We start from the raw sequence: 20,648 nt of genomic DNA on the forward strand, positions 1-20,648 counted from the left end.
TTGACTGCTGACCCCGACCCACCGTTCGTCGCCGTCTGGAACAGCGTCGTCGCCGAGCTCAACGGGGACGTCAACGGAGATCGCCAGGGCGATCCGTCGCTTCCGGTGCTCACTCCGCAGCAAAGGGCCTGGCTCAAGCTGGTCAAACCCCTGGTGATCGCCGAGGGGTTTGCCCTGCTGTCGGTTCCGACGCCGTTCGTGCAGAACGAGATCGAGCGCCACCTGCGGGAACCCATCGTCACCGCGCTCAGCCGCAAGCTCGGCCAGCGCGTGGAACTGGGCGTTCGCATCGCGACGCCCACCGACGAGCCCGAGGACGCACCCGACAGCTTCGCCGATTCGCCGGCCCCGGCTTCGGTTCCGGCGGGACCGGCCGACGCCGACGAGATCGACGACGACCGCGACGCCCGGGTCAACGCCCAGGAGAGCTGGCCGAAGTACTTCAGCCGTCCCGAGCCGGACACCTCGTCGGACGATTCGAACGCGGTGAACCTCAACCGCCGCTACACGTTCGACACGTTCGTGATCGGGGCGTCCAACCGGTTCGCGCACGCCGCGACGCTCGCGATCGCCGAGGCGCCGGCGCGGGCCTACAACCCGTTGTTCATCTGGGGCGAGTCGGGTCTGGGCAAGACGCACCTGCTGCACGCGGCCGGGAACTATGCGCAACGTCTCTTCCCGGGTATGCGTGTCAAGTACGTCTCAACCGAAGAGTTCACCAACGACTTCATCAACTCGCTGCGTGACGACCGCAAGGCGTCGTTCAAGCGCAGCTACCGCGACATCGACATCCTGCTGGTCGACGACATCCAGTTCATCGAGGGCAAGGAAGGCATCCAGGAGGAGTTCTTCCACACCTTCAACACGCTGCACAACTCGAACAAGCAGATCGTGATCTCGTCGGACCGGCCGCCGAAGCAGCTCGCGACGCTCGAGGACCGGTTGCGCACGCGGTTCGAATGGGGCCTCATCACCGATGTCCAGCCGCCCGAGTTGGAGACGCGCATCGCGATCCTGCGCAAGAAGGCGCAGATGGATCGCCTCGACGTGCCCGATGATGTGCTCGAGCTCATCGCCAGCAGCATCGAGCGCAACATCCGCGAGCTCGAAGGTGCGCTGATCCGTGTCACGGCGTTCGCGTCGCTCAACAAGACCCGCATCGACCGGTCGCTGGCCGAGGTCGTGCTGCGGGATCTGATCGCCGACGCCACCACGATGCAGATCAGCACCGCGGCCATCATGGCGGTGACCGCCGAGTACTTCGAGACCACGGTCGAGGAGTTGCGCGGCCCGGGCAAGACCAGGGCGCTGGCCCAGTCTCGCCAGATCGCGATGTACCTGTGCCGTGAGCTCACCGACCTGTCGCTGCCCAAGATCGGTCAGGCGTTCGGCCGTGACCACACCACGGTGATGTACGCCGAGAAGAAGATCCGCGGCGAGATGGCCGAGCGCCGTGAGGTGTTCGACCACGTCAAGGAACTCACCACGCGCATCCGCCAGCGCGCCAAGCGCTGAGCTCGGAAACTCAGCCCACACGGATGCCCCGGGACTCCCCCGGGGCATCCGTCGTCTACGGACCCGTTCCGACCCGGTTTCGATGACGCCTGACCGAAATTTTTTGTGAGCAACTTCTGTCACACGCGTGCCTGCCGTCACGCTCGGCGGCTGTGGATACCGATGTGCAGAACCTGCGCGCAAACCACAGGATGACTACGGAATCTCTCCACACCTGCGCGACGATCCACAGTGCCGGCGGAGTTCATCAACCGCTCTCCACACACCACTCACACCGCGACACACCGAGGATGCTGGGCAAACAGGCGTTCATCCCCAGATTCCACAGCACCTATTACTGTTACTCGAATATCTTTCAAGGATTCTCTTCAGAAGAAGCGCCCTGGGGAGATCGGGATCGTTCGCCTCGAGAGACGTCCCCGGTCATCCGCATGTCGGCCCGATCGATTAGCTTTCAAGTTGGTGCGGAAAGCTCTACGGTGTTTCATCGACGGCGGTTCTGTGAGCGTGTCATTCGGTGTGCCACCGATGGTGCTTTCGAGGAACCTGCTGCTTAGAGCTCATTGCGGGGATTATCGAAGGGGCGCATAGGACGTGGCGACGACGACGGCTGGGCTGACCGACTTGAAGTTTCGCGTCGTCCGCGAGGACTTCGCGGATGCGGTGGCCTGGGTAGCCCGCAGCTTGCCGACCCGGCCCACCATCCCGGTGTTGGCAGGCGTCCTGCTGACCGGCACCGATGAGGGCCTGACGATCTCGGGGTTCGACTACGAGGTCTCGGCCGAGGTCAAGGTGAGCGCTGAAATCGCTTCCGCCGGAAGCGTTCTGGTGTCCGGACGGCTACTGTCCGACATCACCAAGGCGCTGCCCGCCAAGCCCGTCGAGGTCAGCGTCGAGGGCACCCGCGTGTCCCTGACCTGCGGCAGCGCGCGCTTCTCGCTGCCGACGCTCGCGGTCGAGGACTACCCGGCGCTGCCTGCGCTGCCCGAGGAGACCGGTGTGATCGCGTCGGATCTGTTCGCCGAGGCCATCGGCCAGGTGGCGGTGGCGGCAGGCCGCGACGACACGCTGCCGATGCTGACCGGTATCCGCGTGGAGATCTCCGGCGAGTCCGTGGTGCTCGCCGCGACCGACCGGTTCCGTCTCGCGGTGCGTGAGCTCACATGGGTCACCACGGCAGGTGACGTCGAGGCCGCGGTGCTGGTGCCGGCGAAGACGCTGGCCGAGGCCGCCAAGGCCGGCACGGACGGAAACCAGGTGCATCTGGCGCTGGGGTCCGGTGCGTCGGTCGGCAAGGACGGTCTGCTGGGTATCCGCAGCGAGGGCAAGCGCAGCACGACGCGCCTGCTCGACGCCGAGTTCCCGAAGTTCCGCCAGCTGCTGCCCGCCGAGCACACCGCGGTCGCCACGATCGGTGTCGCCGAACTCACCGAGGCGATCAAGCGTGTGGCCCTCGTGGCCGATCGTGGCGCCCAGATCCGCATGGAGTTCAGCGACGACACGCTCAAGCTGTCCGCGGGCGCCGACGACGTGGGCCGCGCCGAGGAAGACCTCCCGGTGGATTTCGCCGGCGAGCCGCTCACCATCGCGTTCAACCCGACGTATCTCACCGACGGCCTGGGGTCGCTGCACTCCGAGCGTGTGACCTTCGGGTTCACCACGCCGAGCCGTCCTGCGGTGTTGCGGCCGGCAGGCGAGGATGATGGAGCCAACGGTGGTTCGGGTCCGTTCCCGGCCGCCAAGACGGATTACGTGTATCTGCTGATGCCGGTGCGGCTTCCGGGCTGACCGGCCACGCCGGAGGGGAAGGGCGCGTATGCAACTCGGGTTGATCGGCCTGGGCAAGATGGGCTTCAACATGCGCGAACGTCTGCGCGAAGCCGGCCACGAGGTGATCGGATACGACCCGCGGCCCGAGGTCAGCGATGTCGCGAACCTCGAGGAACTCGCCGGTGCACTGTCGGCGCCGCGGGTCGTGTGGGTGATGGTGCCGTCGGGCACGATCACCCACAGCACCATCGTGGAACTCGCGGGCGTGCTCAGTCCCGGTGATCTGGTGATCGACGGCGGCAACTCGCGCTACACCGAGGACGGTCCGCACGCAGAACTGTTGGGCGAGAAGGGCATCAGCTTCATCGATGCCGGTGTGTCCGGTGGCATCTGGGGCCTGACCGAGGGTTACGGCCTGATGGTCGGCGGCAGTGACGACGACGTGGCTCGAGCCATGCCGATCTTCGACGCGCTGCGTCCGCCGGGTGATGTCGCCGACGGTTTCGTCCATGCCGGCCCGGTGGGTGCGGGCCACTACGCCAAGATGGTCCACAACGGCATCGAGTACGGCCTGATGCACGCCTACGCCGAGGGCTACGAACTGCTGGCGGCCGAGGAACTCATCAAGGACCCGCAGGCGGTGATCCAGGCGTGGAGCAACGGCACCGTGGTGCGGTCGTGGTTGCAGTCGCTATTGGCCAAGGCACTCAAGGAGGATCCGGGTTTCGCCGAGATCAGCGGTTACACCGAGGATTCCGGTGAGGGACGCTGGACCGTCGAGGAGGCCATCGCCCACCGGGTCCCGATGCCGGTGATCGCGGCGTCGCTGTTCGCCCGGTTCGCCTCGAGGCAGGAAGACTCGCCGACCATGAAGGCCGTCTCGGCGTTGCGCAACCAGTTCGGTGGTCATGCCGTCAAGCGGATCAGCGAGTCGGGTTAGGCAGATGGCATGTTTGTCCGGCATCTCGGACTGACCGATTTCCGGTCGTGGGCACGGGTCGATCTCGATCTGGAGCCGGGGCGCACCGTCTTCGTCGGCCCCAACGGTTTCGGAAAGACGAATCTTGTTGAGGCGCTGTGGTATTCGGCGACGCTCGGATCTCATCGGGTGGCCACCGACGCGCCGTTGATCCGTGCGGGTGCCGAACGCGCGATCGTGTCGACCATCGTCGTCAACGAGGGCCGCGAACTCGCGGTGGATCTCGAGATCACCAGCGGCCGGGCGAACAAGGCCCGGATGAATCGCTCCCCGGTGCGCAGTGCCCGCGAGATCCTCGGCGTGCTGCGCGCGGTGCTGTTCAGCCCCGAGGATCTCTCGCTGGTGCGCGGGGATCCGGGTGACCGCAGGCGTTACCTCGACGAACTCGCGACCACGCGCCGTCCGGCCCTCGCGGGTGTGCGCGCGGATTACGACAAGGTGGTGCGCCAACGCACGGCGTTGCTGAAAACCGCTGCGGGAGCACGTTATCGGGGCGACCGCAGCGTGATCGACACGCTCGAGGTGTGGGACGGGCACCTTGCCGCGCACGGCGCGGCGCTGGTGGCGTCGCGCGTGAAACTCGTCGAGGAACTGCAGCCAGAGGTGGAGAAGGCCTACCAACTGCTCGCACCGGCCTCGCGTCCCGCGGCCATCCGGTACCGCAGCAGTGTCGAGGCCATCGAGAACGCGCCGGGCCCCGAGAGCGTGGAGTTCTACGAGGCCGCGCTGCTCGACGCACTGGCGCGCCGCCGTGATGCCGAGCTCGAGCGTGGTGTGTGCCTCGTTGGGCCCCACCGCGACGACCTGGAACTGCGTCTCGGTGACCAGCCCGCGAAAGGCTTTGCCAGCCATGGGGAATCGTGGTCGATGGCGCTGGCACTGCGACTCGGCGCCTATGAACTGCTGTGCTCCGACGGCGTCGAGCCGGTGCTGCTCCTCGACGACGTGTTCGCCGAACTCGACACCTCGAGGCGGCGTGCGCTGGCCACCGTGGCCGGCTCGGCCGAGCAGGTTCTGGTGACTGCCGCTGTGGGCGAAGACATTCCGGAGGACTGGGACGCGCGTCGCGTCCAGATCCGGATGGTCGAGGACGACGGCGGACGCGTGTCGATGGTGGCCTCGTGACCGGGCCCTTCGACGGCGACGGTCCCGAGCAGGACGCGCCGGTCCCCGCTCCCCCGGATCATCTGGCGGATCTGCGCGGTATCGATCTGGTGCGTCGCACGCTCGAGGAGGCCCGCGGTGCGGCACGCAGCCAGGGCAAGGATGTCGGCCGCGGCCGCAGCGGCCCGGTCCGCCGAGTTGCCGGGAACCGCAGGCGCAGAACCTGGTCGGGGCCGGGACCCGACGCGCGGGACCCGCAATTGTTCGGTGCGGTCACCCAGGACCTCGCGAAATCACGCGGGTGGAGCGCGCGCGTCGCGGAGGGCTCGGTGTTCGGCCGGTGGCGCGCCGTGGTCGGTGACCAGATCGCCGATCATGCGACCCCGACGGCGCTCAACGAAGGCGTGTTGACCGTGACTGCCGAGTCGACGGCGTGGGCCACGCAGCTGCGGATGGTGCAGTCACAGCTGCTGGCCAAGATCGCCGCGGTGGTCGGCGACGGTGTGGTGACGACGTTGAAGATCGTCGGGCCCACGGGTCCGTCGTGGCGGAAGGGCCGCTACCACGTCTCCGGACGCGGGCCCCGCGACACGTACGGGTGAGGCGCGTCACACCTCCTGCCAGGTCGCGCTCAGAGCCGCCACAGGCCTTGCAAGGGTGCGCTGAAGCGTCCTCACGCTCGGATGGCCGAGAAATTACGCACACGGCGCAACTAGATAGGTGGAAACGCGGCTACAGAATCGGTGCTGTCGCTATCTCGCGGTAGACTGGACGACGGATCTCAGGCGGTGTCTGCACCGCCTCCCAGTGAACCCCAAGGAGACGCGTCCGACGTGGCTGCCCAGAAGAACAATGCGCCCAAGGAGTATGGCGCCGATTCCATCACCATTCTCGAGGGTTTGGAAGCGGTCCGCAAACGTCCTGGCATGTACATCGGCTCGACCGGCGAACGCGGTCTTCACCACCTGATCTGGGAGGTCGTGGACAACGCGGTCGACGAGGCGATGGCCGGGTTCGCCACCCGCGTCGACGTCAAGATCCATGCCGACGGCAGTGTCGAGGTCCGCGACGACGGCCGTGGCATCCCGGTCGAGATGCACGCGACGGGCATGCCCACCATCGATGTCGTCATGACCCAGCTGCACGCGGGCGGCAAGTTCGACGGCGAGACCTACGCGGTGTCCGGCGGTCTGCACGGAGTGGGTGTTTCGGTCGTGAACGCGCTGTCGACGCGGCTGGAGGCCACGGTCCTGCGTGACGGGTACGAGTGGTTCCAGTACTACGACCGCTCGGTGCCCGGCAAGCTCAAGCAGGGCGGTGAGACCAAGGAGACCGGCACCACCATCCGGTTCTGGGCGGACCCGGAGATCTTCGAGACCACCGACTACAACTTCGAGACGGTCGCGCGCCGGCTCCAGGAGATGGCGTTCCTCAACAAGGGCCTGACCATCGAGCTGACCGACGAGCGCGTGACTGCCGAAGAGGTGGTCGACGACGTCGTGAAGGACACCGCCGAAGCGCCCAAGACGGCCGACGAGAAGGCTGCCGAGGCCACCGGGCCGAGCAAGGTCAAGCACCGCGTCTTCCATTACCCGGGTGGTCTGGTCGACTACGTCAAGCACATCAACCGCACGAAAACCCCCATCCAGCAGAGCATCATCGACTTCGACGGCAAGGGTCCGGGCCACGAGGTCGAGATCGCGATGCAGTGGAACGCGGGGTACTCGGAGTCGGTGCACACCTTCGCCAACACCATCAACACGCATGAGGGTGGTACGCACGAGGAGGGTTTCCGTGCGGCGCTGACCAGCGTGGTCAACCGGTACGCCAAGGACAAGAAACTCCTCAAGGAAAAGGACCCCAACCTCACCGGTGACGACATCCGTGAGGGCCTGGCGGCGGTGATCTCGGTGAAGGTCGCCGAACCGCAGTTCGAGGGCCAGACCAAGACCAAGCTGGGCAACACCGAGGTCAAGTCGTTCGTCCAGAAGATCTGCAACGAGCAGCTGCAGCACTGGTTCGAGGCCAACCCCGCCGAAGCGAAAACCGTGGTCAACAAAGCGGTTTCGTCGGCGCAGGCGCGGATCGCGGCGCGTAAGGCGCGTGAGTTGGTGCGGCGCAAGAGCGCGACCGACATCGGTGGGCTGCCGGGCAAGCTGGCCGACTGCCGTTCGACGGATCCGAGCAAGTCCGAGCTGTATGTGGTGGAGGGTGACTCCGCGGGTGGTTCGGCCAAGAGCGGCCGGGATTCGATGTTCCAGGCGATCCTGCCGTTGCGCGGCAAGATCATCAACGTCGAGAAGGCCCGCATCGACCGGGTGCTGAAGAACACCGAGGTGCAGTCGATCATCACCGCGCTGGGCACCGGTATCCACGACGAGTTCGACATCTCCAAGCTGCGGTATCACAAGATCGTGCTGATGGCGGATGCGGATGTGGACGGCCAGCACATCTCGACGCTGCTGTTGACGTTGTTGTTCCGGTTCATGAAGCCGTTGGTGGAAAACGGGCACATCTTCTTGGCGCAGCCGCCGTTGTACAAGCTCAAGTGGCAGCGCAGTGAGCCGGAGTTCGCGTATTCGGATCGTGAGCGTGACGGGTTGTTGGAGGCCGGGCGCGCGGCGGGCAAGAAGATCAACGTCGACGACGGTATCCAGCGCTACAAGGGTCTCGGTGAGATGGACGCCAAGGAGTTGTGGGAGACCACGATGGATCCGTCGGTGCGGGTGCTGCGACAGGTCACCCTCGACGACGCCGCCGCGGCCGACGAACTGTTCTCCATCCTCATGGGCGAAGACGTCGAGGCGCGTCGCAGCTTCATCACGCGCAACGCCAAAGACGTTCGCTTCCTGGATGTTTAACCCGCGATCCGACAATCGAGGATTGATTCATGACTGATACGACGCTGCCGCCGGAAGGCGAGGCGCACGACCGGATCGAACCGGTCGACATCCAGCAGGAGATGCAGCGCAGCTATATCGACTACGCCATGAGCGTGATCGTGGGCCGCGCGCTGCCCGAGGTGCGCGACGGTCTCAAGCCCGTGCACCGCCGCGTGCTGTACGCGATGTACGACTCGGGCTTCCGTCCGGATCGCAGCCACGCCAAATCCGCGCGCTCGGTTGCCGAGACGATGGGTAACTACCATCCGCACGGCGACGCCTCGATCTACGACACCCTGGTCCGCATGGCCCAGCCGTGGTCGTTGCGCTACCCGCTGGTGGACGGCCAGGGCAACTTCGGCTCGCCGGGTAACGATCCGCCGGCGGCCATGCGTTACACCGAAGCGCGACTCACTCCGTTGGCGATGGAGATGTTGCGTGAAATCGACGAAGAGACAGTCGATTTCATCCCGAACTACGACGGACGGGTGCAGGAGCCCACGGTTCTGCCGAGCCGGTTCCCCAACCTGTTGGCCAACGGTTCGGGCGGTATCGCCGTGGGCATGGCCACCAACATCCCGCCGCACAACCTCGGCGAGCTCGCGGAGGCCGTGTACTGGTGCCTGGAGAATTACGAGGCCGACGAGGAAGCCACCTGCGAGGCCGTGATGGAGCGGGTCAAGGGACCCGACTTCCCCACGTCCGGCCTGATCGTGGGCACCCAGGGCATCGAGGACACGTACAAGACCGGCCGCGGGTCGATCAAGATGCGTGGCGTCGTCGAGATCGAGGAGGACAGCCGGGGACGGACCAGCATCGTCATCACCGAGCTGCCCTACCAGGTCAACCACGACAACTTCATCACCTCGATCGCCGAGCAGGTGCGCGACGGCAAGCTCGCGGGCATCTCAAACATCGAGGACCAGTCCAGTGACCGTGTGGGCCTGCGAATTGTCGTGGAGCTCAAGCGCGATGCGGTCGCCAAGGTGGTGCTGAACAACCTCTACAAGCACACCCAGCTGCAGACCAGCTTCGGCGCCAACATGCTGTCGATCGTCGACGGTGTGCCGCGCACGCTGCGCCTGGACCAGCTGATCCGCCTGTACGTCGACCACCAACTCGATGTCATCGTGCGGCGCACCCGGTACCGGCTGCGCAAGGCCAACGAACGGGCCCACATCCTGCGTGGTCTGGTCAAGGCACTCGATGCCCTCGACGAGGTCATCGCGTTGATCCGGGCGTCGCAGACCGTCGACATCGCGCGTGCCGGCCTGATCGAGCTGCTCGACATCGACGACATCCAGGCCCAGGCGATCCTCGACATGCAGCTGCGCAGGCTCGCAGCCCTCGAGCGGCAGAAGATCGTCGACGACCTCGCCAAGATCGAGGCCGAGATCGCCGACCTCGAGGACATCCTCGCCAAGCCCGAGCGGCAGCGCGGGATCGTGCGTGACGAGCTCAAGGAGATCGTCGACAAGCACGGCGACGCGCGCCGGACCCGCATCGTGCCCGCCGACGGCGAGGTCAGCGACGAGGACCTCATCGCCCGCGAGGACGTGGTGGTCACCATCACCGAGACCGGCTACGCCAAGCGCACCAAGACCGACCTGTACCGCAGCCAGAAACGCGGCGGCAAGGGTGTGCAGGGTGCCGGCCTCAAGCAGGACGACATGGTCAACCACTTCTTCGTCTGCTCGACGCACGACTGGATCCTGTTCTTCACCACACAGGGCCGCGTGTACCGGGCGAAGGCGTACGAGTTGCCCGAGGCGTCCCGCACCGCGCGTGGCCAGCACGTCGCGAACCTCCTGGCCTTCCAGCCCGAGGAGCGCATCGCGCAGGTCATCCAGATCAAGAGCTACGAGGATGCGCCCTACCTGGTGCTCGCGACCCGCAACGGTCTGGTGAAGAAGTCCAAGCTGTCCGACTTCGACTCCAACCGCTCCGGCGGCATCGTCGCGATCAACCTGCGGGAAGGCGACGAACTGGTCGGTGCAGTGCTGTGCTCGGCAGAGGACGACCTGCTCCTGGTGAGTGCGAACGGCCAGTCGATCCGATTCTCGGCGACCGACGAGGCGCTGCGGCCCATGGGTCGCGCCACCTCCGGTGTGCAGGGCATGCGGTTCAACGAGGACGACCGCCTGCTGTCGCTCAACGTCGTCCGGCCCGATACGTATCTGCTGGTCGCGACATCGGGTGGCTACGCCAAGCGCACCTCGATCGACGAGTACTCGGTGCAGGGCCGCGGCGGCAAGGGCATCCTGACGATCCAGTACGACCGCAAACGTGGCAGTCTGGTCGGAGCGTTGATCGTCGACGACGACACCGAGCTGTACGCGATCACGTCCACAGGTGGTGTCATCCGCACTGCCGCACGTCAGGTCCGCAAGGCCGGTCGCCAGACCAAGGGCGTTCGCTTGATGAACCTGGCCGAGGGCGACACACTGATTGCCATCGCCCGCAACGCGGACGAGGACGAGGCGGCCGAGTCGATCAGCGAATCCGACGCGGACACCGCCGAGTTACCCGAGGCGTGATGGAAACGCTGAGGTCCCCGAAAGGTCCTCGGCCCGAGCTAAGGAGCTGTAGGTGAGTTCACCCAACGAGCCGGGATACCCGCGCGCGGGGGACCGGCCGGGCGCCACCAACGGCACGGGTCCGGGCGGCGACAGCGGAGCCCTCAGCAGCAACTCGACGCGGGCCACGGGGCACATCACCGATTCCGGTGACGTGCCCCCGTGGCAGCGCGGGGTCTCCCGCACCGCTCAGCAACCTGGTCAGCCGCTCGGCGACACCGAGCAGCAGCCCCGTCCCGCGCCGAGGCCCGAGCCCCGCGAGACCCGCCAGGAGCCGCGGTCTGAACATCGCACCGAGGCCTACGCGAGCGAGTTGCCGGACCTCTCGGGCCCGGTCCCCCGCTCACCGCAGCGCAAGACCGGGACCGACGCGCCCCGGGCATCGGCGCCCACCACCCGCATCCAGGTGGCCAACCGGCCGCAGCCGTCGGGACCGGTGCGCGCCAGCATGCAGATCCGCCGGGTGGATCCGTGGACCGTGCTGAAGGTCTCACTGGTGCTCTCGGTCGTGCTGTTCTTCGTATGGATGATCGCCGTGGCGTTCCTCTACCTGGTGCTCGGCGGCATGGGCGTGTGGAGCAAGCTCAACAGCAATGTCGGCGACCTGCTGACGAGCGCGAGCGGCAGTTCGGGCGGTGAGCTGGTCTCCAGCGGCACGATCTTCGGCGGCGCGGCCCTCATCGGCCTGGTCAACATCGTCGTTCTCAGCGCGATGGCGACCGTCGGCGCGTTCATCTACAACCTCACGACAGATCTCGTCGGGGGTATCGAAGTGACGTTGGCGGATCGGGATTGAACCGTTTTGGAGAACCGCCCCTCAGTGGGGTAATCTCGCTGCTCGGTTGATCCACTATTCGGGCCTATAGCTCAGGCGGTTAGAGCGCTTCGCTGATAACGAAGAGGTCGGAGGTTCGAGTCCTCCTAGGCCCACGACGCCGGTCTGCCGGTGATCACCGAAAGGGTGTGCCATGCGGTTTGTGGTGTTGGCTGTTGTGGCGGCTGTGGCGGTGAGCGTCTGGCGATCACGACACGGCCAAGAGGTTTGGCATCAGGCCGGTTGAACCGACCTGACACCGGCTAGGGGCCTTAGCTCAGTTGGTAGAGCGCTGCCTTTGCAAGGCAGATGTCAGGAGTTCGAATCTCCTAGGCTCCACAATCAAGAGAATCTCCAAGAGTTGGTTAGGTTACCCTCAGCTGTGTGAGCTTCTCGTATGCGTCCGTCATCGAGACCAAGGCGCTCAACCCCCGGATGGTCCGGATCACCCTTCAGGTCGAGGACCCCGCTTCCCTCGACGTGCAGCAGGCCGCCGACTCGGCAGTCGCGGTCTTCATGCCCGGCACCGACGAGGGCCGCAACTACTCCGTACGCCGCCAGCGCGGCGATCTGCTCGACCTCGACGTGGTGCTGCACGCCCGCGGTGTGGGGACCGACTGGGCGGCGCGAACCCGGCCCGGTGACCGCGTCGGCCTCGACCACGCACGCTCGTGGTACCGCCCGGACCCGGCCGCGCAGTGGCAGCTGTTGATCACCGACCTGTCCGGGCTGCCGGCCACCGCGCGCATCCTCGAAGAGTTGTCTCCGGAAGTCCCCGTGACGGTGATCGCCGAGGTCGCCGAAGCGCAGGATCTCGACTACCTGCCGGCGCATCCGCAGGCGCGGTTGGTCACGTCGATCGGGACGGGTAACGGCAACGCGCCGAGCGAACTGGCCACGCTGGTGCGTGAGCTGGCCCTGCCGCGGGATCGCGGCTACTGCTGGTTCGCGGGTGAAGCCGCAGAGTCGCGCGCGGTCAGGAAGTATCTCAGGGGGCTGGGGTACCAGAACGAACAACTCGACATCACGGGTTACTGGAGGTTCGACTCCGAGACCTGGGATGCCGCATTCGCTCTGGTGGAATCGGATGTGTTGGCGGTGTACGAGCGTGCACTCGCCGAAGGCAAGGGGGACAAAGTGGCTTTCGAGGAGTTCGACGAGGCCTGCGAGCGAATCGGTCTGTGATAGGTGATCACGCAGGCACCGCTCGCACCGCCGCGCGCCGCGCGTAACCACCGGGCTGTCGGACTGGCCGTCGCGACAGTCGTTCTGGTCGCGATGTGCATCGCGAGCCTCGCGATCGGCACGCAGAACGTCTCGTTGTCCACGGTCTGGCAGGCCGTCACCGACTACCGCGACATCGGCGACCAGTGGATCGTCCACGACCTGCGGATCCCGCGTACGGTGCTGGGTCTGCTGGTCGGCCTGGCCCTCGGACTCTCGGGCACCCTGATCCAGGCCGTGGGACGTAACCCGCTCGCCGATTCCGAGATCCTCGGCATCAACTCGGGTGCGGCGCTGTTCGTCGTCGCGGCCATCGCGTTCCTCGGGTTCAGCGGAATCTGGACGTACATCGGATTCGCTTTTCTCGGAGCGCTTTTCGCGATGCTCATGGTGTACCTGATCGGCATGACCGGACGGGCCACCGTCACACCGGTCCGCGTGCTGCTCGCGGGGGTGGCGATCGGTGCCGTGATGGACGGTTTCGGATTCGTCATCAGACTGCAGAATCCGCGGGCGTTCGACAACATGCGCTTCTGGGATGCCGGCGCGCTCGACGGGAGACCGCTTGAGGTGGCCGGCGCGATCGCACCGTTCATCGCGGTCGGCGCCGTGTTGTGCCTCGTGGTGTCGCGCTCGCTGAACATCACCGCGCTTGGCGACGATCTTGCGAAGAGCATGGGCAGCAACGTCGTTCGTACCCAGGTGCTCAGCCTGACGGCGGTGACGCTGCTGGCCGGTGCGGCGACGGCAGGCGCCGGGCCGATCGGCTTCGTCGGCTTGATGGTGCCGCACGCGGTGCGGCGGTTCACCGGCCCGGACTGGCGGTGGGTCCTGGCGTACGCGACGGTGGTCGCGCCCAGTCTGATGCTGGCCGCCGACATCGTCGGCCGGGTCGTCATCCGGCCGTCGGAACTGCCCGCGGGCATCGTCACTGCTTTTCTCGGCGCCCCCGTACTCATCTGGCTCATCAGGCGTTCGAAGGCGGACCGCGCATGACCGTCATCGATTTCGGGAAGCGCCAGTGCGTGGTTCGCGTCGGCAGCGCGTCGGCGCGCATGTCGTGGCGTGCGGTGATCGCGGTCGTCGCACTGCTGGTGGGTGCCTTCGTGGCCGCGGTTCTGGCGATCGGGATCGGCAAGTACCCCATCACACCTGTCGACGTGCTGCGTGTGCTGGTCGGCACGAACACCACGTTCGACCGTGTGGTGGTGCTCGAGTGGCGCATGCCGCGCATGCTCATGGCGCTGCTGATCGGTGCGGCGCTCGGGGTTTCCGGTGCGATCTTCCAGGCGCTGACGCGAAACCCGTTGGGCAGTCCGGACATCATCGGTGTGAACGCCGGGGCCTACACCGGAGCGCTCGTCGCGCTGGCGGGGCTGGGGACCGGAGGGCAACACGGCGGGTACTACGCCGTGGCGGGCGGCGCGCTGGTCGGTGGGTTGATCACCGCCGCTGCGGTGTACGCACTGTCGTACCGCAACGGACTGGCCGGTTACCGCCTCATCGTGGTCGGCATCGGCGTGGGCGCCGTACTGAGTTCGGTCAACCAGTGGATCGTCATCAAGCTCGATCACCACACCGCGGTCACGGCCTCGGTGTGGCAGCAGGGCACCCTCAACGGCCTCACCTGGTCCCAGGTCGTCCCGATGACGGTGTGTCTTGCCGTCGTGACGGTCGCACTGCTCGCGATGGGCCCGCAGTTACCCGTTCTGCAGATGGGTGACGACGCGGCAGGTGGGCTCGGCGTCAACCCGGAACGGGTCCGCCTGTCCTATCTGGTCGCCGGCGTCGCGCTCGTGGCGTTGGCCTGCGCGGCGGCCGGGCCGATCTCCTTCGTGGCGCTGGCCGCCCCGCAACTGGCACGGCGACTCACCGCGAGTCCCGGCGTCGCACTGGTCCCCGCGGCCGCGATGGGCGCCGTGCTGCTGCTCGCGAGCGACCTCGTGGCCCAGCATCTGTTCACGGCCAACGAACTACCGGTGGGCGCGGTCACCGTATCGCTGGGCGGGATCTACCTGGTATATCTCCTTGTCACACAGGCACGTCGGTGAAAGAACATATGACTCACACGCCAGAGAACGCGGTGCCCGACCGGTTGGGGGCCGTCGACGTCTCGATCGGGTACGACGACCGGACCATCATCGACGGTCTGACGGTCCAGGTGCCTGCCGATCGGGTGACCGCGATAGTGGGGCCCAACGCGTGCGGAAAGTCCACACTGTTGCGGGGTTTCGCCCGGTTGCTCACACCGTCGGCCGGGCGGGTGATCCTCGATGGGCACGACATCGCGACCATGCACACCAAGGACGTGGCGCGCCGACTCGGGTTGCTGCCGCAGACCTCGATCGCGCCCGAGGGTATCACGGTGGCAGATCTGGTGTCGCGTGGCCGTTTTCCACATCAGAAGGTGTTCCGGCAGTGGTCACGTGACGACGCGGCCGCGGTCGCCGACGCCATGCGGCACACCGGTGTCACCGAACTGTCGGCACGACTGGTCGACGAACTGTCGGGCGGGCAACGCCAGCGCGTCTGGGTCGCAATGGTTCTCGCGCAGCAGACGCCCCTGATCCTGCTCGACGAGCCCACCACCTATCTGGACATCGCGCACCAGGTGGAACTGCTCGACCTGTTCGCGATGCTCAACCGCGAGCACGGCCGCACCGTGGTGGCGGTGCTGCACGATCTCAACCAGGCCTGCCGCTACGCCGACGAGTTGATCGTCATGAAGGCGGGCCGCATCGTGGCCCAGGGCGATCCCGACGTCGTGATGTCGGCCGATCTGGTGCGCGACGTCTACGGGCTGGAATGCCAGATCATCGACGACCCGCAGACCGGGACACCCCTGATCGTGCCGCGGGCGTCGCGGCACGCGCGGGTGGTCAAACGGTAGCGAATTCCGGTGTGGCGGTCAGGTATCCGCCACCGTGCCCGAAGTAGTCGAGTGCCGAGTGGTCGATGCCGTCGTCGGTGCGCACCACGTCGAGAACCAGACCCGGTGACCTGCCGCGGAACGCGTCGGCGCCCGCGACGATCACCATGCCGCCGTTCTCTTCGATGAACACGCGTCCTGGCGTGCCACCGTAGGTGCATCTCGAGACGTGGGCAGAGATCAGGCGTAGCCGTTCGCCGCGAAAATACGTGTACGCATTGGGATAGGGGTCCGAGAGCGCCCGAATGAACCGCTCGATGTCGGCCGCGGGCCAGGACCAGTCCACCAAACTGTCGCGAGCGGACCGCTTGTGGAAAAACGTTCGTTGTGAGAGATCCTGCGGAACCGGCGTCGCGGTGCCGTTCTCGATGGCGTCGAGAGCGTCCTCGAGCACATCCGGAATCAGGTCGAGCGTGTCGTACACCAGGCTGGTGCCGGTGCTGGTCGGGGTGATCTCGACGGACCGCTGCAGCAGGATGTCGCCGGTGTCGAGTTCGTCGTCCATGAAATGCGCCGTGAGCCCGGTCTGTCCGGCACCGCTGATCAACGACCAGATCACCGGCGAGAAACCGGTGAACTTCGGCAGCAGCGAATCATGCAAATTGACGGTGCCGTACTTGGGAATCGAGAACAGTTCGCGCGGCAGGCGGGTACGCCAATTGTTCGCGACGCCGACATCCGGTGCGAGTTCCCTGACACGTTGGACGAGTTCTGGGGTGGGCCGCTTGGCCAGGAGCACCTCGATTCCCGCGCCGCGCGCCAGGTCCTCCACCGAATCCGCCCAAATCGATTCGTACGCATGGTCACTCGTCGGATGAGTCACCACCAGGCACACTTCGTGCCGCGATTTCAACAACGCCTGCAGGGTCCGATGGCCCCACGTCTGGTAGCCGAACATGACCACGCGCACAGGAAACACCCAGCTTTCTGGCAGGTTCGGGGCGGTTTCAACGAGCCCCACATTGGTAAGCCTTACCTTTGATAGCATGCCGGTTGGCTTACGAGACGTCCAGTGCTCCGCACGGTAGTCGACAGCCAGGGGGAAGACCACCACGGCCCGCGTTGCGGCATTACGGTGGCCGAAAATCTCGGGGGAAGGAAACGTTTGTCCACCAATCCTTTTGACGACACCGACGGCCGCTTCGTGGTCCTGGTCAACGACGAGGGCCAACATTCGCTGTGGCCCGTGTTCGCCGGCGTTCCCGCAGGCTGGACGGTCGCGTTCGGCGGCGCCGGCGGCGCTGATCGTGGCAGTGCCCTGCGCTTTGTCGACGAGAACTGGAACGATCTGCGTCCGCGGTCGCTGCGCGAAGCCACCGACAATACGGCCACATTGGCGTGAGCATGGCCGACACCACGCGAACCGACCTGTCCTGGACCGGGGTTCGCGTACTTCGGCGCACCGTGAGCCGAAATCTCAAGTGGCTCACGTCCGGTACGACACTCATCGCCCTGCACCAGCTGTGCGAGGTGTCGGTACCGGTTCTGATCGGCATCATCGTCGACCGCGCGGTCGCGACCGGCAGCGTCGAAGCGATCATTCGCTGGATCGCCGTCCTCGCCGCACTTTTCGTGGTGTTGACCGTGGTCTACCGATTCGGCGCCCGGCTGCTGATGTTCGCCATCGCGCGGGAATCGCACCTCTTGCGGGTGGAGTCGAGCGCCAAGATCCTCGACCCGCTGGGTATCGAGACCGACTACAAAGTCGGTGAACTACTGTCGATCTCGTCGGACGACGCCGACGAGGTCTCCTACCTGCTGGACTACGTGCCGCGGATCGTAGGCGCCGTGGTGGGCACCGTGGTGTGCGGCGCGGTGTTGCTGAGCATCCATCTACCGCTGGGGCTGATGGTCCTGATCGGTGTGCCAGTCGTGGTGTTCGGCCTGCAATTGACGGCTCCGATGATCGCGCGCCGGGTCGAGGACCAACAGGCCGAGATCGGCCGCGCGACGGCCCTGGCCACCGACCTCATCAGCGGACAGCGGCCGTTGCAGGGAATCGGCGCGCAGGCCAACGCGGCCGCGCGCTACCGTGTCGCGAGCCGTCGCGCGCTGACCGCGACGTTGCGTGCCGCGCGCATCCAGAGCATCCACTCGGGCGCTGCGGCGGCGGCCGGGGCACTCGCCGCGATGGCGGTGGCCGTGGTCGCGGCCTACTTCGCGATCCGCGGTTCGATGACGGTGGGCCAGTTGATCACCGTGATCGGCCTCGCCCAGTTCCTCATCGAACCGTTCTCGCTGCTGGCGGTCGTGCCGAGTTGGGTCGCCGAGGCCCGGGCGTCGGCCAACCGCGTCGCTCGCGTCCTGAGCGCCCCGACCCGCCACTCCCCCGTCTTCGCGGCGGACCCCCGCGACGCCGCGGCCCGCCTGTCGGTCCGCAACGCAACACACGCGGGTCTGAAAAACCTGTCGTTCGACGTCGAGCCAGGCGAATTCGTCGCGGTACTCACGAGCGACGTCCGCGATGCCGGCGCACTCATCGATCTGCTCTCCGGATATCAGCGAGCCGAGGACAAAGGCACGGTGCTGGTCGGTGGCCGGCGCCTCGACCAGATCCCGCTGAAAGAGCGCCGCGAACACCTGCTCGTCGAACACCACCTCAGCTCGTTGTTCAGCGGGACGCTGGAAACCAATCTGAATGTCACAGGAACCGATCCGCGGCGCGGACGGGTCTCCGTCGACGACGCACTACAGGCGTCGTGCGCCGTCGACGTCGTCGACCTGCACCCCGACGGTCTCGCCCATGCCGTCGTGGAGCGCGGTGCGAGCCTGTCCGGAGGACAACGCCAACGCTGGACCCTGGCCCGTGCGCTGCTGGCCGATCCGGCCGTCCTGGTGCTGCACGATCCGACCACCGCGATCGACACCGTCACCGAGCAGGTCATCGCCGACGGCATACGCCGGCTGCGCACGCGCGCGGGACGCACAACGGTGGTCCTCACCAGCAGTCCGGCCTTGCTCGCCGCGGCCGACCGGGTGCTGCTCGTCATCGACGGGCGTCTGGACAGCGAAGGCACACACCGCGATCTGGTCGACGCCCACTCCGACTACCGGGATCTGGTGACCCGATGATCTCCGACGAACCCGTCACGCCTCCGGTTCTGCCGGTGGCGACCGCCCGACGCTCGGGTGCCTGGCTGATCGCCGATCTGCGTGGTCGGCGCACTGCGCTGGCCGCGGTCGTGACCGTGGGGCTCGCGGCGGCAGCGGCCTCGGTGGTGCCCATCTATCTGCTCGGCATGCTCGTCGACCGCGTCGAACACGGCGACGGCACACGCGGTCTCGTGGCACTCGGCACGGTGATCGCGCTGGCTGCCGTCGCGGGTGGCCTGGGCACCGGATTGTCGACCTACCTGACCTCCCGTCTCGGTGAGCAGATGCTCGCCGATCTGCGTGAGCGAGTGCTCGAGCGCGCACTCAACCTGCCGGCCACGCTCATCGAGGAGAGCGGACGCGGCGACCTGCTGTCTCGGGTCGGTCCGGATGTGGCCGTGGTGGCCCGCACGGTCGCGCAGGTGTTACCGGTGATCCTCAACGGTTTCTTCCTCGGCGTCGTGACGCTGGTCGGGATGACAACCCTCGACTGGCGCCTGGGTCTCGCGGGCGCGCTGGCCATCCCGGCCTACATCGCCGGACTGCACTGGTATCTGCCACGATCGGCCCCGATGTACGCCGACGAACGGATCGCGATCGCCAACCGCGCGCAGGTCACGGTCGAGTCGATCCAGGGTGCGCGGACCATCGACGCCTACGAGATCCACGACCGGCACCTCGCCGACATCGACCGCGCCTCAGGCCGGGCGCGCGACATCTCGATCGCGGTGTTCACGTTCTTCACACGTCTGGTGGGCCGCGTCAACCGTGCCGAATTCATCGGCCTGGCCGCCACTTTGGTCGTCGGATTTCTGCTGGTGCGCTCCGGTGAGACCACCGTCGGCCAGGTCACCGCGGCCGCGCTGATGTTCCACCGGTTGTTCAACCCCGTCGGCGAACTGATGTACAACTTCGACGAGATCCAGTCGGCATCGGCAAGCCTGGCGCGCCTGGTCGGGGTCATCGACCTGGACGCCCCCGGCCCGGACGCACGGCGAACTGCGCCGGCGAGGCCCCACGGTGCCGACATCTCCGTCGAGAACGTGTCGTTCGGCTACGGCACGGGACCTGAGGTGCTGCACGGTGTCTCGCTGCACGTACCGGCCGGCACCAGGTGTGCTCTGGTCGGCACCACAGGCGCGGGCAAGACGACACTCGCCGCGATCGTCGCGGGCCTGCTCACCCCGACGTCGGGACATGCGCGCATCGGTGGCGTCCCCGTAACCGAGATCGCCGACCTGCGCCGCTGGGTTGCCACGATCACGCAGGAAGTCCACGTCTTCTCCGGGCCGCTCATCGACGACCTGCGGCTCGTGGCACCGCAGGCCTCCGTCGACGACGTGTGGACCGCGCTGGAGACGGTGGGCGCGAGCACCTGGGTGCGGGCGCTCGACGACGGCCTGGACACGGTCGTCGGCGAGCACGGCCACGAGTTGACCGCCGCGCAGGCACAACACGTCGCGATGGCCCGCCTGGTGCTCGCCGACCCCGAGGTGGTCGTTCTGGACGAGGCGACCGCCGAGGCCGGCAGTGCACACGCCGCCGAACTGGAGGACGCCGCCTCGGCCGCCACCGCGGGCCGGACCACGCTGATCGTCGCACACCGGCTCACGCAGGCCGCGCAAGCCGATCAGGTCGCCGTCATGGCCGACGGCCGCATCGTCGAAAACGGCACGCACGCAGAGTTGATCGCCCTCGGCGGTCGCTACGCGCGGCTGTGGCAGGCCTGGATCAGGCACAACTAGACATCACGAGAAGCACA

At 66.7% G+C, this 20,648-nt stretch carries 16 protein-coding genes and 2 tRNA genes; 17 read left to right on the forward strand and 1 reads right to left on the reverse strand.

Going from position 1 to position 20,648, the window contains the following annotated elements; genetic code table 11:
- From dnaA to AT701_RS00075, 14 genes are all read left to right on the forward strand, one after another.
- A complete protein-coding gene (dnaA, locus tag AT701_RS00005) occupies positions 1-1,515 on the forward strand; it encodes a chromosomal replication initiator protein DnaA (protein ID WP_003898364.1) in 1,515 nt (504 codons plus the stop codon).
- A 594-nt stretch (positions 1,516-2,109) separates the two neighbouring features.
- Positions 2,110-3,303 carry a DNA polymerase III subunit beta gene (gene dnaN / locus AT701_RS00010; RefSeq protein WP_011726602.1) on the forward strand — a complete coding sequence of 398 codons (1,194 nt, stop codon included), beginning with the start codon at positions 2,110-2,112 and terminating at the stop codon, positions 3,301-3,303.
- A gap of 28 nt (positions 3,304-3,331) precedes the next feature.
- Positions 3,332-4,225, forward strand: coding sequence for a phosphogluconate dehydrogenase (NAD(+)-dependent, decarboxylating) (gene gnd, locus AT701_RS00015; protein WP_003891330.1), 894 nt, complete (start codon positions 3,332-3,334; stop codon positions 4,223-4,225).
- A gap of 9 nt (positions 4,226-4,234) precedes the next feature.
- Positions 4,235-5,389 (forward strand): DNA replication/repair protein RecF, encoded by a 1,155-nt coding sequence (gene recF / locus AT701_RS00020; protein ID WP_058124869.1) that lies wholly within the window; start codon positions 4,235-4,237, stop codon positions 5,387-5,389.
- Positions 5,386-5,970: a DNA replication protein DciA gene (locus AT701_RS00025; protein ID WP_058124870.1), complete on the forward strand. Its 585-nt coding sequence runs from the start codon at positions 5,386-5,388 to the stop codon at positions 5,968-5,970. The genes recF and AT701_RS00025 overlap by 4 nt, the downstream gene beginning before the upstream one ends.
- A 231-nt stretch (positions 5,971-6,201) precedes the next feature.
- Entirely contained in the window at positions 6,202-8,229 is a 2,028-nt protein-coding gene (gyrB, locus tag AT701_RS00030) for a DNA topoisomerase (ATP-hydrolyzing) subunit B (RefSeq protein ID WP_058124871.1), read from the forward strand.
- Between the two features lie 29 nt (positions 8,230-8,258).
- Positions 8,259-10,787: a DNA gyrase subunit A gene (gene gyrA, locus AT701_RS00035; RefSeq protein WP_058124872.1), complete on the forward strand. Its 2,529-nt coding sequence runs from the start codon at positions 8,259-8,261 to the stop codon at positions 10,785-10,787.
- Between the two features lie 52 nt (positions 10,788-10,839).
- A complete protein-coding gene (locus AT701_RS00040) occupies positions 10,840-11,622 on the forward strand; it encodes a DUF3566 domain-containing protein (RefSeq protein ID WP_058124873.1) in 783 nt (260 codons plus the stop codon).
- 60 nt (positions 11,623-11,682) lie between these two features.
- Positions 11,683-11,756 (forward strand) — tRNA-Ile (locus tag AT701_RS00045).
- A gap of 150 nt (positions 11,757-11,906) precedes the next feature.
- Positions 11,907-11,979: transfer RNA gene (locus AT701_RS00055), tRNA-Ala, on the forward strand.
- 45 nt (positions 11,980-12,024) lie between these two features.
- Positions 12,025-12,825 carry a siderophore-interacting protein gene (locus AT701_RS00060; RefSeq protein WP_011726607.1) on the forward strand — a complete coding sequence of 267 codons (801 nt, stop codon included), beginning with the start codon at positions 12,025-12,027 and terminating at the stop codon, positions 12,823-12,825.
- 3 nt (positions 12,826-12,828) lie between these two features.
- Positions 12,829-13,860 carry a FecCD family ABC transporter permease gene (locus AT701_RS00065; protein WP_003891337.1) on the forward strand — a complete coding sequence of 344 codons (1,032 nt, stop codon included), beginning with the start codon at positions 12,829-12,831 and terminating at the stop codon, positions 13,858-13,860.
- The gene (locus AT701_RS00070) at positions 13,857-14,915 is read left to right on the forward strand and encodes a FecCD family ABC transporter permease (RefSeq protein ID WP_003891338.1); all 1,059 of its coding nucleotides are present in this window, start codon (positions 13,857-13,859) and stop codon (positions 14,913-14,915) included. The genes AT701_RS00065 and AT701_RS00070 overlap by 4 nt, the downstream gene beginning before the upstream one ends.
- 8 nt (positions 14,916-14,923) lie before the next feature.
- Positions 14,924-15,754 (forward strand): ABC transporter ATP-binding protein, encoded by an 831-nt coding sequence (locus AT701_RS00075; protein ID WP_011726608.1) that lies wholly within the window; start codon positions 14,924-14,926, stop codon positions 15,752-15,754.
- Here the strand turns inward: AT701_RS00075 and AT701_RS00080 are convergent.
- Positions 15,744-16,703 carry a methionyl-tRNA formyltransferase gene (locus tag AT701_RS00080; protein ID WP_058127473.1) on the reverse strand — a complete coding sequence of 320 codons (960 nt, stop codon included), beginning with the start codon at positions 16,701-16,703 and terminating at the stop codon, positions 15,744-15,746. The genes AT701_RS00075 and AT701_RS00080 overlap by 11 nt on opposite strands.
- 195 nt (positions 16,704-16,898) lie before the next feature.
- On the opposite strand from AT701_RS00080, the gene AT701_RS00085 reads away from it, so the two are divergent.
- From AT701_RS00085 to AT701_RS00095, 3 genes are read left to right on the forward strand one after another with little or no spacing between them, the layout of a single operon-like run.
- A complete protein-coding gene (locus AT701_RS00085) occupies positions 16,899-17,135 on the forward strand; it encodes an MbtH family protein (protein WP_014876641.1) in 237 nt (78 codons plus the stop codon).
- 2 nt (positions 17,136-17,137) lie between these two features.
- A complete protein-coding gene (locus AT701_RS00090) occupies positions 17,138-18,865 on the forward strand; it encodes an ABC transporter ATP-binding protein (RefSeq protein ID WP_058124875.1) in 1,728 nt (575 codons plus the stop codon).
- Positions 18,862-20,631, forward strand: a complete 1,770-nt coding sequence (locus AT701_RS00095) for an ABC transporter ATP-binding protein (protein ID WP_058124876.1) — start codon at positions 18,862-18,864, stop codon at positions 20,629-20,631. The genes AT701_RS00090 and AT701_RS00095 overlap by 4 nt, the downstream gene beginning before the upstream one ends.
- Positions 20,632-20,648: the final 17 nt, after the last annotated feature.

Source organism: Mycolicibacterium smegmatis (assembly GCF_001457595.1).
In the GTDB taxonomy this organism is placed as follows: domain Bacteria; phylum Actinomycetota; class Actinomycetes; order Mycobacteriales; family Mycobacteriaceae; genus Mycobacterium; species Mycobacterium smegmatis.

What these genes read in the sequence shown, in the direction of transcription:
- gyrA (WP_058124872.1), top strand. Translation starts at nt 8,259, where the DNA reads ATGACTGATACGACGCTGCCGCCGGAAGGCGAGGCGCACGACCGGATC.
- AT701_RS00095 (WP_058124876.1), top strand. Translation starts at nt 18,862, where the DNA reads ATGATCTCCGACGAACCCGTCACGCCTCCGGTTCTGCCGGTGGCGACC.
- AT701_RS00070 (WP_003891338.1), top strand. Translation starts at nt 13,857, where the DNA reads ATGACCGTCATCGATTTCGGGAAGCGCCAGTGCGTGGTTCGCGTCGGC.
- gnd (WP_003891330.1), top strand. Translation starts at nt 3,332, where the DNA reads ATGCAACTCGGGTTGATCGGCCTGGGCAAGATGGGCTTCAACATGCGC.
- AT701_RS00075 (WP_011726608.1), top strand. Translation starts at nt 14,924, where the DNA reads ATGACTCACACGCCAGAGAACGCGGTGCCCGACCGGTTGGGGGCCGTC.
- AT701_RS00090 (WP_058124875.1), top strand. Translation starts at nt 17,138, where the DNA reads ATGGCCGACACCACGCGAACCGACCTGTCCTGGACCGGGGTTCGCGTA.
- recF (WP_058124869.1), top strand. Translation starts at nt 4,235, where the DNA reads ATGTTTGTCCGGCATCTCGGACTGACCGATTTCCGGTCGTGGGCACGG.